This is a genomic window from Gordonia prachuapensis (assembly GCF_036350515.1).
Classification (GTDB): Bacteria; Actinomycetota; Actinomycetes; order Mycobacteriales; family Mycobacteriaceae; genus Gordonia; species Gordonia prachuapensis.
The window spans coordinates 254,386-266,684 of sequence record NZ_JAZDUE010000007.1 but is presented as its reverse complement, the minus strand read 5'-3'; the positions used below and the strand labels follow the sequence as shown (position 1 = coordinate 266,684).

Here is a 12,299-nt window from a genome sequence, read left to right as displayed (position 1 = left end):
GATCGCAGCCCTGTTGATCGAGCCGGTCCTAGTGAACACAGCCACGATCCGTCCCGGATCAGCCGGCTTACCCGGCCCGCGTGGCCGCCCTACCGGCCGGCCGATCGCCCGGAGAATCGCGTAGCACCGTTGCCGCGGCACACCGACCGCAACAGCGGCTTCCTTCACCGGCACCCCGGCATCCACCAGCCTCGCCAACTGGTCACCGAACCGAACACAGTCCTCCTGAAACGACATGATCGTCGCAACCTCTCATCTGAGAGTGTTGCGACGATCATGTGAACCCGCCATCGCCGGGGGTTCTTCGGTGGTGGCCAGGGCCGGGATCGAACCGGCGACCTTCCGCTTTTCAGGCGGACGCTCGTACCAACTGAGCTACCTGGCCGGACGGCACCCGAACCGAATGCCTATCGCAAGAAAACTTGCGACCCTGACGGGACTCGAACCCGCGACCTCCGCCGTGACAGGGCGGCGCGCTAACCAACTGCGCCACAGGGCCATGTTCTGTTGTCACTCACCAACCCCGTGGCAGTAGCCTGAGGGCCGGACAAGCGTACCCCCTACGGGATTCGAACCCGCGCTACCGCCTTGAAAGGGCGGCGTCCTAGGCCGCTAGACGAAGGGGGCCGGTTCTCCGTAAGGAGTTCTCCGTTGGGAGCCGACTTAGCTTAGGACACACCTTCGACAATTCACAAATCGTGAGGTCCGGGGTGTTTTCGGCCTTTCCGGGCGCTGTTCTCGGGAGACTCGGCCCGGCCACGTCGGCGCCCGACCCTTCGCTGACGGTGATCCGGTGTTCATGATAGGCAATAGGGATGGGGGAACAACTCTTCGTGCGCCCGACCCATCCGGGCCGCGCCGCCGGTTCGGCTCCCTTCGACGGGACGTTGATCAGCCGATTCGTCGCAAGACACCTGTTGCCGATCCCTACCGAGGAGCTGGGCGACGACGATGCGCCGCCGGTCGACGGACACCGGCTGCTCGGCGGCACCACGTTCGTCGACCCGGTCGGCATCCGGGTGGACGTCGGACCGGAGGCGATCGTGGTGCACGAAACCGGGATCGCCGCCGAGCGGACGATCTTCGCCGCCCTCAATGAGATCGGCGGCATCGCGATCGACCCCGAGCAGGCCCTGGCGATCAGCTGCGACCCGAGATGGCTGCGGGCGGCCCGCAGCCCGGTCGACACCCTGGTCGTGGTCTCGACCGTCACCGAGCTGAGCGCTGCGATGCGTGCGCCGGGCATGCGTTCCGGCATCCTCGACGGACGTGGATGGCAGCCCACCTGATCCGACCCCGGCCGCGAGCGGATCGCCGAGCCACCCGTCACCACCCGCCCTGCGGCTGCCTGTAAACTCGTCGACGCCCTCGCCGCAGGGCACGCCCCTATAGCTCAGTTGGTAGAGCTACGGACTTTTAATCCGCAGGTCCCAGGTTCGAGCCCTGGTGGGGGCACCACGAACCGCCTGGCAACGGGCGGTTTTTGCGTTTCGCGAGCGTACGATCCGCTCCTCACCCCGGCGCCTTCTCGGCGCGCTGCGCCGATACATCACGACCGCGAGTAGATCCGGGCGGCAGACGTTCTCATGTCACCCCCGACGGCTCTTGATTCCGATCGGGCACTGATTCCGTTGCCCGGGAACGGCTATGGGTGACCTCCCGCCGACCGTGCCTACGACCGCTCTGTTCCATTTCCTTCCCTTCCAGATCAACCAGAAATATTCGTTGACAAGAATATTCTCTCTGGAGAATACTTTCGGTATGGATCAGGTCGTTTCCGCACTCGGCGACAACGCGCGGTGGCGGCTCGTCGAACTCCTCGCCGAGCGCCCCCGCTCGGTCGGCGAACTGGCCGGCCTCACCGGCATGCGACAACCGCAGACCACCAAACACCTCCAGACGTTGGCCCGCGCAGGCCTCGTCACCGTTTTCCCGCTCGGGCAGCGCCGCGTCTACGCGCTCGAGGCGCAGCCACTGCGCGACCTCCGGGAGCGGGTCGATGATCTGATCTCGGCTGTCGAGGCGCACGCGGCCGACCGCGAGGCTCTCGCGAACTACCGCACTGCCATCGACCGCGAGGCCGCCGCCGCGGTGCGGCCGCACTGGGCAGACGGGCGTACCTACACCTTCGAGCGGGAACTGGCTGCCGCGCCCGCCCTCGTCTGGCAGTACTGGACCGACGCCACTCTCCTCGAATCCTGGTGGGCTCCGGTGCCGATGACAGTGGCCGCCTGCACCATCACCCCGGAACCCGGGGGGCCGATCGTCGTCGAATTCGTTGATCCCGAGGGAGTTCGGTACCGCTCGGAGGGCTCGGTCGCCGTCGCGGTCGCGCCCGGCCGACTCGTGTTCGAGCTCTCCGTACTGGACGACAACGGGCGGATCACCTTCACCGGCCACTACGATCTCGCGCTCACCACGGCCGGAGCCGGCACCAGGCTTCGGCTCGAACTCAGCATCTCCGCCACCGAGACCCAGGCCGCACAGCAGATCGCCGGGATCGAGACCGGCTGGGGCCAAGTCCTCGACAACCTCGCCGCCGCAATCCGCGCCGGCGACAGCACCACCCACACCGACACCAAGGGAGCACGATCATGACCGACACCACCGCACGCTCGGTACGAGCAAATATCAACCTCACCCTCGACGGGCGCTACAACGGCCCCGGCGGACCACACGACCTCGGGGCGATCGTCCCCTACGCGGCCACCGAGGTCGCCCGGGGTCATCTCACCCGTCTCTGGGAAGGTGCCACGACCGCGGTGCTCGGCCGCGTGAACGCCGAGGGCTTCCTCGGTTACTGGCCATCGGTGGCAGCCGACGAATCCGCCGACCCGCGCGACCGCGGCTACGCCAAGTGGCTGGTGGACGTGGACAAGGTGGTCCTGTCGACAACTCTGACCGAATCACCCTGGGAGCGAACCCATATCGTGAACGCCCCCGCCGCCGACGTCATCGCCGACCTGAAGTCGACCGGAACCGGGGACATCCTCGTCAACAGCAGCGTCAGCGTCATCTCCGCCCTCCTCGCGGAGGACCTCATCGACAGCCTGCACCTCATGATCTGTCCCGAGATCACCGGTGGCGGGCAACGGCTCTTCCACGACGGGCTGCCCGGATCGACATGGATGCTCCGTCAGCAAGAAGCGGGTGAGTCGGGCGAGATCGCGCTGATCTACGACCGCACCCGCTGAACTCCTGGGTGCTTGCGCCAACCCGGACGACTGTGACCTGCGACACTCTGCACCACCCTGGATGTCGAAGTCCAAATACCAGGTTCGCTACTGTCAACCGGCTCGGCCAACCGCCGAATTTCGGGGATGCGAATCAGGGGGAATTTGCATGAGTTCATCGTGCGCGCGCACAACATCACTCAAGCTGATCGCGGGAGCGGTCACTGTCACCGCTGCCGTGCAGTTCGGCCAGGTCGCAGGGGCGACCGCCGCGCCGGAGCAGGTCACTCAACAGGCCGCTGCCGTGACGTCACAACTTGCTGCCGCTGCGGACCGGCAGGCGCCGACGGCCGAGATCGCGCCGGTGGCCGGTAACCGGCCGGAGCTGTCACCGGCCGGCGCTGCCGACCGGGTACTGGTCGTGCCGTCCGAGGTGGCAACGAGGGCGCCCAACGTCAACCCGTGGGCGTTCACGCCTGCCGACTGGCAGCGGATCGGCGCCGACGCGATGACCGGGGCTCAGGTCACCGGTTACGTCGTACTCGTTCCGTTGTTGGCGTTCGAGACCGTCGCCCTCGTGGGCGGTGCAGTGGCCGGCGGCGTGATCGGTGCTGCGATCGGCGCGGGAATCGGCGGTCTCGCCGGCGGCATCGGTGCGATTCCGGGCGGCGTCATCGGCGCCGTCATCGGTGTTCCGGTCGGCTTCGTGGCGGGCGCGGCAGCGACCCTCGCGGTGAGCTGGACCGCGTCGGGCGTCGGCGCCGCACTGGGTGGCGTCGGAACCGCCATGTCGATTCACGATGAGAAGCTGGGCCTGCGAAAGGGCAACGGAGCCAAGACTCTCGGCACCAACAACCTCGGCATGCCGACGACCGCGCAGTGGGTCAAGACTCAGCGCGACGCGGAGCGGACGGTGCGCACGACGATCGACAAGACGATCAGCGACGCCAATGATCAGATCAACCGCACGATCGAGGACATCACGAAGGCATTGCCCAAGCTGCCCTGACACCGACGATCTGCATACGAGGTGCCCCAGGCCGATCGGCCTGGGGCACCTCGTTCTGAGGGGACCCGATGTAGTCCGAATGCAATGGCTCGGTAATGCCGGGCAACTACCATGTAGCAAGTTCTGCCGACCCCGGATTTCCTCCGATGGGAGAGCCCATGGCACGACCGGACAGCACCGCCCCTGTCGCCGGGGAGCCCAACCCAGAGAAGGGCGGCTCCACCAGAACGGCCCTGCTGGGCGCGATGTTCCTGATGGCCACCAGTGCCGTCGGCCCCGGATTCATCACCCAGACCACCGAATTCACGATCGAGCTTGGCGCCGCATTCGCCTTCGCCATCCTCGCGTCGATCGTCATCGACTTCGCCGTGCAGATGAATGTGTGGCGGGTGGTCGGGGTGTCCGGCATTCGCGCTCACGAGCTCGGCAACAAGGTGTTGCCGGGCGTCGGATACGTGTTGGCGGGTCTGGTGGTGCTCGGCGGGTTGGTGTTCAACATCGGCAACACCAGCGGCGCCGGACTCGGCACCGACGCGATGTTCGGACTCGATCCGGAGATCGGTGGAGCGGTGTCGGCGCTGATCGCGATCGGGATCTTCCTGAGCAAACGAGCGGGTGTCGCGCTCGACCGGATCATCGTGGTGCTCGGCGCCGGCATGATCGTCATGACCGCCTACACCGCGATCGTGTCGAAGCCGCCGCTGGGTGAGGCGCTCAAGAACGCGGTCCTGCCCGAACAGATCGACTTCCTCGCGATCACCACGATCGTCGGTGGCACCGTCGGTGGCTACATCACCTACGCCGGAGCCCATCGGCTGCTCGACAGCGGAATCAGCGGGCCCGACAACGTCGGCCGCATCCAGGCCGGTTCGGTCTACGGCATCCTCGTCACCGGAGTGATGCGCACCCTGTTGTTCCTCGCCATCCTCGGCGTGACGGTCGGCGGGGCGCAACTGGCCGACGACAACCCGACCGCGTCGGCGTTCGAGACCGCGCTCGGCTCCATCGGCGGCGTGTTCTTCGGTGTCATCCTGTGGGCGGCATCGATCACCTCCGTCATCGGGGCGGCGTACACCTCGGTCACCTTCCTCACCACGTCGCGGACCTCGCGCCGGCGCCAGAACCTGCTGACGGTCGCCTTCATCGCGCTGAGCGCCGGCATCTTCGTCGTCATCGGGGCGGCACCCGTGGACTTGTTGGTCTTCGCCGGCGCATTCAACGGACTCATCCTGCCGATCGGTTTCACCGTGGTGGTCTGGGTGGCGTGGATGCGGCGCGACCTGCTGCGCGGGTACGCCTACCCGATGTGGCTGCGCCTCATCGGCCTCGCTGTCTGGGTGCTCACCCTGTACCTCGGATGGAAGTCGTTGAGCGGCCTGTCCGAGCTGTGGAGCTGATCTGATGCACACCGTCGACGGGCATCCGGGTGAGGTTCACCCGGCCTCGGCGCGCCGCCGGTTCGCCGCCGGGCTCGTGACCCCAACCTCCGGCTGGTCGGATGGCTACGCCCAGGCCAATTTGATCGCGGTCCCGCGCGATATCGCCTTTGACGTGCTCCTGTTCGCGCAGCGCAATCCGAAGCCGTGTCCCGTTCTCGATGTCCTCGAGCCCGGCGCCCGCGGTGGGCCGCTGCTGGGTGCACACGGCGACGTGTGTACCGACATCCCGCTGTACCGCGTGTACGCCGACGGCCAGCTCGTCGCCGAGACCACCGACGTGGCGGATCGGTGGACGACGGACATGGTCGCCTTCCTGATCGGGTGCAGCTTCACGTTCGAGACCGCACTGCTCGCGGCCGGGGTGCCGGTGCGACATATCGAACAGGGCACCAATGTGCCGATGTACCGAACCACTCGGGACTGCCGACCCGCGGGGCACATCGCCGGCCCGCTCGTCGTGTCGATGCGGCCGATCCCGCCGGACCAGGTATCCGACGCGGTGCGCATCACCTCCCGGTATCCATCGGTGCACGGGTCCCCGGTCCATGTGGGCGATCCCCAAGCCCTCGGGATCGACGATCTGGACACACCGGACTTCGGTGACGCAGTGAGGTTCTCGCCGGGCGACATCCCGGTCTTCTGGGCGTGCGGTGTCACCCCACAACTGGCGGTGATGCAGGCTGCGCCGCCTCTGGCGATCGCGCACTCACCCGGTCACATGCTGATCACCGATCTCGCGGAGAGCGACCTCATCGCGCCCTGACGCGGATCCGGAATCAGACAACAACCGCGCGAATGCTTTTCGTCGTTCGCGAGTCTTAAGGGGCGACGCTGAGCCAGTCGGCGAAGCCCGACGGGTCGTGACGACCGAGTGCGCCGTGTTCGAACAAGCCCCAGCCTTCTCGGACGGTTCCGTCGCTCTCGCGACACGTCGCGCGACCGACGTGGTCGATGACGCCGAACGGAGTCCGTCCCGCGACCGCGGGATCGTCCATGTCGTAGGTGAGGCGCTCGACGAACTTCTCACCGCGCCATACCCCGTGGGTCCAGTCCGCGTCGCCACCGTACCCCCCGCCCACGTGGATCGGCACGCCCAGGAGCGATTCCACTTCCAGGACGACCGGATCGCCGGCAGGTGTGGTGGCGGTGATCGTCGCCCCGGTGGGGATACGCGTACCCGACGCGTAATGGACGTCGATGCGGGGCCATCCGAGTTGTTCGACGCGACCGTCGCGCCACACCCGGGTGCAGTCGTTGAGGGAGCGGAACCCGTTGGGTTCCTCCTGGACGATGAGGACCAGTTGGAAATCGTCGAAGGCCATCGGGATGTAGAGCCACCACATGCCCTCGAACGGCGGATCGGCGGGCCGTCCCGCCGGCTCCGGTTCACCAATGGGTCGAATACCCCACGATCGGTCTCGTGTCCCGATCCAGGTGTCCGGATCGACGTCGATCCGCTCGCCGTCGATGCTGATCGATCCACGCCACGAGCCGACCTGCGCGAACCGCTGGGCATCGAGGGTGACCTTGGCCCCGGACCGCATGACGTGCGGCTGTTCGAGCACGGTGTCGAACAGCCCCTCCCACCTCAGATCGACTGCGATGCCCTCGGTCTCGTCGAGGGTGAGGTGCAACTCGCGCAGCGGTGCGTCGACGTCGAGGCGGTATCCACCGACGTGCGGGTTGAGTCGATCGTGGTCGATCGCGTCCGACAGGTGAATCGCGGTTTGGGTGTCGGTGTTCTCGCCGCGCCGACGGATCAGCACGAAGGCGTCCTTGACCCCGAGGTTCGGGTAGTAGCCGATTCCGGTGATCAGGAAGATCTTCCCGGTGCGGTCGTGCGCGTTGAGGTAGGACCGGTCGTAGAAGTTCCGATTCGAACTCCCAGGCCAGGCAATGGGTTGCGGCAGTTGATGGATCGGATACTCGTCGAGTGGTCCGAGTGATTGCGCTCCGGTCATCGGTTACAGATCCTCCGCGATGAGTCGCTCGAGTAGGGCACGGTGATAGAAGAGGGTGGAGTCGATGTCCTCGGGCGGTTCCATCTCGCCGAAGTGGATGCGCCGGGCACCGGTCCGCATGAACACGCAGCACCACTGCACCGCGGCGAAGACGTAGAACCAGCGCAGATCGTCGAGTTCGACACCGGTGCGGTCGCGATAGGTTGTGCGGACATCGTCCTCGCGAAGGAAGTCCGGCATGCCGGGGAGGTCGGCGAGGTGCACCAGCTCCTGGAACACCATGTGCGCGAATATCATCCAGGCGACATCGAGTTCGCGCGGGCCGATCCGACTCATCTCCCAGTCCAGCACGGCGGCAGGCGCGAAGTTCTCGTACATCACGTTGCCGATGCGAGCATCACCCCAGCACAGCACCGGTTCCCGGGCTGCCGCACGCTCCGGGAAATTGCGATCGAGCCACGCCAGCGCACGGTCGGCCAGGGGCGATCGTCCGACTCCGGCGTCGCCGGGCGTCTCGCTGCCATGCACCGAGTACTCGTACCAGCTGCGCAGCCACGCGAGGTCGCGCCGGAGCGCGTTCGCGCCCTCCGGACGGGTGTCGTCGAGAAAGCCGAACTGTTCCTGCGGATTCGAGATCGCATGCAGGGAAGCAAGCAGCGCGACCGTCGAATCCTGCACGCGGCGTTGGTCGTCTGCGGAGGCGTCGGCGAGCCAGTTGTCGCCGAAGGTGTAGGGCATGACGTCGGGAGGGACGTCGCCGGTGCAGCGATCCATCAGGAAGAAGGGCACACCGAGCACGTCGCCGCTTGCCTCGAGGAAGCGGACTCGCGGGACGGGGACCTCGCTGCCCGCCGACGATTCGGCCACTCCGCGGATCACCTCGAACTGGTGATCCATCCGGTAGGTCGGGAACACCGGGATGTCGGTGTCGCGGGGCGCCATCCGCATCACCCAGAGCTCCTCGGCCTGTCCCCCGCCGACCGTCCAGCGCGCCGAGACCGGGATGGTCTCCGACGACATGCCGTTCGCGTCCTGCGCGGCTTCCACGGTCACCGACGGCTCCGCGCCGTCGGGAAGATGGCCGGACAACCACTGCGCGAGGGCGTCGGGAAGTGATGTCGTGTCGCGGCCTGATCGCTGCAGGCGGTCCACCTGCCCGACTGTCGGTTCGGTGGTCATACCCATCGCCTCCTCAATAACGCTACGAAAGGTAGCGGTATTGGATCACGCGACGTGCGCCCGCTACGGCGATTCGGGGAAATCGGCGACCGGCGGTACCGCGGATGACGACACGGCGAGGATATGGTCATCGCGTGAGCGTGGTGGCCGATCCCGGCGCGGGCCGTCCCAGGGACACCCGCATCGATGCCGCCGTGCTGCACGCCGCGGCCGAGCTTCTCGTCGAGGTGGGATATCAGAAGGTGACGGTTGCGGCGATCGCCGATCGGGCCGGCACCACAAAGACCGCGATCTACCGCCGCTGGTCGGGCAAGGCCGAACTCCTCCACGACGTCGCCTTCGCCGAATTCACGACCATGCCGCCCTCGTCCGGCGACTTCGCCCACGATCTGCGAGCCATGATCACCGTTGCGAAGAACCTGTTCGCACGTCCCGTCACCCGTGCCGCGCTCGCCGGCCTGATCGCGGACATGGCCTCCGATCCAGCGCTGGCCGCCCGGGTACACGGCGGATTCGCCGACGTCTTCGGCGCCGTGCGCGAGCGTCTGATGGTCGCCGTCGAGCGCGGCGAGGTACACGCCGACATCGATCCGGACCGGCTGATCGAGGTGATGGGCGGATCGGCGATGTTGCGGATGCTCCTGGTCCCCGATGCCCGTTTCGACGACTCCTGGGTCGAGCAGATGACGGCGATCATCATGCACGGCGCGCTGCGCTGAGCACCGCCCCGCGAACCCCGTCACATTTCGGACAGACCTGCCCCTGCACCCCTTCCCGACGTGCAGCCAAAGGACCACAATATGTGGTATGAGTCACAATCTACCGATCGCCGTCGGTGTTGACGGCTCCCCGATGTCCCTGGCTGCGGTGCGGTGGGCCGCCCGCGCCGCCGCCGTTCACGACACGTCCCTCGACCTCATCGCCGCATCCCAGGCACCGCGGACACCGGTCATCGACCACGTGGTCCCGACGTCCTACTTCCGGGCGGCGCGCGAACGCCACGAACACGAGCTCACGCAGGCGATGCGGTTCGTCGAGAAGGAGGCGCCCGGGGTCGAGGTCCGGCAGCATTTCGAGCAGAAGTCCAGTCGCAACGCCCTCCTGACCTGGGCGGCCCGCTGTGCCACGGTCGTGGTCGGCGCCCCGGGCCACGGGCGGGTCGCAGGAGCGCTCACCGGATCGGTCGCCGGTACGGTGGCTGCGCACGCCTCCTGTCCGGTGGCGGTGATCCGCGAGGAGGGCACCGAGACCGAGACCGACCGGATCACGGTGGGCTACGACGGGTCGGTCATCTCGCAACGTGCCGTCGAGGCGGCGGCCGACGAGGCATTCGCGCGCGGAAGCACCCTCGCGATCGTGTCCGCCTGGGATTCATCGACGCTGGCACTGCACGGCGACGAGCACTTGCCGGCGGTCGACCTGATCGCGAACCGGCTCGGCGATGTGGCCGATTCGGTGAAGTCCCAGATGCCGAAATTGGATGTGACGACCGAGGTGATCGACGGGGACGCCAACGACGCGCTGACGGACTTGTCGCAGACGTCGGACCTGGTGGTCATGGGCAGCCGCGGCCGCGGCGGTTTCGCCGGACTGCTGCTCGGTTCACGAGTCCAACATGTCCTGCGCACCGCGCACTGCCCGCTGCTCATCGTCCACTGACTGCGAGTCGCTCACCCCGGGTTCGGGTGCCCGGTGGTCAGATCTCGGGAGCGCCGTGCAGATGATCGCGGTGTTTGTGGCTCTCGGCCGTCAGGTCGTCGAGATCCATCGGTCCGGTGACCGTGTCCGCGTCTTCCCAACACTCGATTCCGGCCACATCCGGCATCAGATCACGGGTGAAGACAGGGTCGCGTCCCTCCCTGCGCTGGCGCGTGTAGTCCTTCAGCAGTCGGAACGCGAGGCCGCTCAGCAAACCGATGGCGATCAGGTTGATCAGGGCCATCAGGCCCATGATGCCGTCGGCGAAGTTCCACACCAGATCCGCGGCCACCACCGAGCCACCGAGCACGGTGAGCATCGTGAGGACGCGATACGCGTTGAGCACAACCTTGCTGCCGGTGATGAACTCGATGTTGGAGTAGCCGTAGTAGTAGTTGCCCAGAATCGAACTGAACGCGAGCAGGAAGATGATCACCGAGAGTGCGGTGTTCGACCACGACCCGAGACTGTCTTCGAGCGCTCCCTGGGTCAGTGAGATGCCTTTCGACGCATCGGTCAGATCCGGCACCGACACGAGGATGATGAACGCGGTGATCGAGCAGATGAAGAACGTGTCGAAGTACACCCCGAGCGTCTGAACCAGCCCCTGCTTGGTCGGATGGGTCACGGCCGCGGTGGCGCTGGCGTTGGGCACCGACCCGAGCCCGGCCTCGTTGGAGAACATGCCGCGTTTCACGCCGGTCAGGACGATGTACCCGAAGGTCGCGCCGACGACCTCGTTGAAACCGAATGCCTCGGAGAAGATCTGGCCGATCACGTCGGGCACACGGTCGATGTTCATGATGACGACCGCGAGGCCGAGGATCAGATAGGCGAAGGCCATCAACGGAACGAGAAGCTGAGTCACCGAAGCGATCCGGCGTACCCCACCGAAGATGACAAGTCCCAGCAGGACAGTCAGCGCGAGCCCGATGAACCAGAGCAGCGCGGTGTTGTCCTCGGCGTCGGCGGTCGTGGTGATCGTGTCGGCGATGGTGTTGGCCTGCAGCGAGCTGAACGCGAAGGGAAAGCAGACGATCAGGATGATCGCGAACAGGACGCCCATCCACCGGGATCTGAGGCCTCGCTGCATGTAGTAGGCGGGACCGCCGCGGAAACCGTCGGCATCACGGATCTTGAACAGCTGGCCCAGCGAGGACTCGATGAAGCTCGACGCGCCACCGACGAAGGCCATCAGCCACATCCAGAACACCGCTCCCGGTCCACCGACCGCGATCGCGGTGCCGACTCCGGCGATGTTGCCGACCCCGACGCGCGATGCCGCCGAGATGGTGAACGCCTGGAACGCCGAGACGGATTGCGGTTCACCGTCTGCCGTGCGCGGCGTCTTGTCGGTGAGCGTACGGAACATCTCTGGAATCAGCCGGAACTGCACGACGCCGGACCGAATCGTGAAGTATGCACCGAGGCCGACGACCACAGGTAGGACAATCCATGTCCACAGATGATCGCCCCAGGTGAGCAGCCAGTCGTTGACAGCATCCATTGGGTGAGTATGCGCTCGACGCGTGATTGTTGCGTGGTTTGCACGCATCCGGTCATGTCACAACGACCACCCCGACCCCTGAGGAGCCTCCGAGCCTGCGAGGAGGCGTCACGAAGGGGCCTTCGAGACGCACGCTCCTTCGTCGCGGGCTCCTCAGGCAACGGTTGGGGCAGGTCGCGACCACCCCGGCCCCTGAGGAGCCTCCGAGCCTGCGAGGAGGCGTCACGAAGGGGGCCTTCGAGACGCACGCTCCTTCGTCGCGGGCTCCTCAGGCAACGGGGACAGGCTCCTCGGGCATCCGATGACGTCGATCGCTCGGAACACGCTGCGAGC

Annotated in this window: 11 protein-coding genes, 4 tRNA genes and 1 pseudogene; 9 read left to right on the top strand and 7 right to left on the bottom strand. The window is 66.6% G+C overall.

Annotated features, from left to right (window positions below):
• The 4 genes and pseudogenes from V1Y59_RS10780 to V1Y59_RS10765 all read right to left on the bottom strand — a co-directional run.
• Positions 1-237: pseudogene (locus V1Y59_RS10780) on the bottom strand (IS30 family transposase); the annotation flags it as partial.
• A gap of 71 nt (positions 238-308) precedes the next feature.
• Positions 309-385, bottom strand: a tRNA-Phe gene (locus V1Y59_RS10775).
• A 40-nt stretch (positions 386-425) separates the two neighbouring features.
• Positions 426-499, bottom strand: a tRNA-Asp gene (locus tag V1Y59_RS10770).
• Positions 500-554: 55 nt separating this feature from the next.
• Positions 555-627: transfer RNA gene (locus V1Y59_RS10765), tRNA-Glu, on the bottom strand.
• Between the two features lie 188 nt (positions 628-815).
• Here V1Y59_RS10765 and V1Y59_RS10760 point away from each other — a divergent pair.
• The 7 genes from V1Y59_RS10760 to V1Y59_RS10730 all read left to right on the top strand — a co-directional run bounded on the left by V1Y59_RS10760 (position 816) and on the right by V1Y59_RS10730 (position 6,384).
• Positions 816-1,289 carry a hypothetical protein gene (locus V1Y59_RS10760; protein ID WP_330504941.1) on the top strand — a complete coding sequence of 158 codons (474 nt, stop codon included), beginning with the start codon at positions 816-818 and terminating at the stop codon, positions 1,287-1,289.
• 93 nt (positions 1,290-1,382) lie between these two features.
• Positions 1,383-1,458, top strand: a tRNA-Lys gene (locus tag V1Y59_RS10755).
• A 303-nt stretch (positions 1,459-1,761) separates the two neighbouring features.
• Positions 1,762-2,598: a metalloregulator ArsR/SmtB family transcription factor gene (locus tag V1Y59_RS10750; RefSeq protein WP_330504940.1), complete on the top strand. Its 837-nt coding sequence runs from the start codon at positions 1,762-1,764 to the stop codon at positions 2,596-2,598.
• Positions 2,595-3,194, top strand: coding sequence for a dihydrofolate reductase family protein (locus V1Y59_RS10745; RefSeq protein ID WP_330504939.1), 600 nt, complete (start codon positions 2,595-2,597; stop codon positions 3,192-3,194). Before V1Y59_RS10750 ends, V1Y59_RS10745 begins: the two co-directional genes overlap by 4 nt.
• A gap of 148 nt (positions 3,195-3,342) precedes the next feature.
• Positions 3,343-4,182: a hypothetical protein gene (locus V1Y59_RS10740; RefSeq protein WP_330504938.1), complete on the top strand. Its 840-nt coding sequence runs from the start codon at positions 3,343-3,345 to the stop codon at positions 4,180-4,182.
• Positions 4,183-4,340: 158 nt separating this feature from the next.
• On the top strand, positions 4,341-5,579 hold the full coding sequence (locus tag V1Y59_RS10735; protein WP_330504937.1) for an NRAMP family divalent metal transporter: 1,239 nt from the start codon (positions 4,341-4,343) through the stop codon (positions 5,577-5,579).
• A 4-nt stretch (positions 5,580-5,583) separates the two neighbouring features.
• Positions 5,584-6,384, top strand: coding sequence for a putative hydro-lyase (locus V1Y59_RS10730; protein WP_330504936.1), 801 nt, complete (start codon positions 5,584-5,586; stop codon positions 6,382-6,384).
• 55 nt (positions 6,385-6,439) lie between these two features.
• Here the strand turns inward: V1Y59_RS10730 and V1Y59_RS10725 are convergent, their stop codons facing one another.
• Entirely contained in the window at positions 6,440-7,582 is a 1,143-nt protein-coding gene (locus V1Y59_RS10725; RefSeq protein WP_330504935.1) for an Rv3169 family protein, read from the bottom strand.
• 3 nt (positions 7,583-7,585) lie between these two features.
• Entirely contained in the window at positions 7,586-8,761 is a 1,176-nt protein-coding gene (locus V1Y59_RS10720) for a phosphotransferase family protein (RefSeq protein WP_330504934.1), read from the bottom strand.
• A 104-nt stretch (positions 8,762-8,865) separates the two neighbouring features.
• Here V1Y59_RS10720 and V1Y59_RS10715 point away from each other — a divergent pair, with 104 nt between their 5' ends.
• Positions 8,866-9,480 carry a TetR/AcrR family transcriptional regulator gene (locus tag V1Y59_RS10715; RefSeq protein ID WP_431309147.1) on the top strand — a complete coding sequence of 205 codons (615 nt, stop codon included), beginning with the start codon at positions 8,866-8,868 and terminating at the stop codon, positions 9,478-9,480.
• Between the two features lie 88 nt (positions 9,481-9,568).
• A complete protein-coding gene (locus V1Y59_RS10710; RefSeq protein ID WP_330504932.1) occupies positions 9,569-10,420 on the top strand; it encodes a universal stress protein in 852 nt (283 codons plus the stop codon).
• Between the two features lie 37 nt (positions 10,421-10,457).
• On the opposite strand, the gene V1Y59_RS10705 is transcribed toward V1Y59_RS10710, so the two are convergent.
• Positions 10,458-11,966, bottom strand: coding sequence for an alanine/glycine:cation symporter family protein (locus V1Y59_RS10705; RefSeq protein WP_330504931.1), 1,509 nt, complete (start codon positions 11,964-11,966; stop codon positions 10,458-10,460).
• Positions 11,967-12,299: the final 333 nt, after the last annotated feature.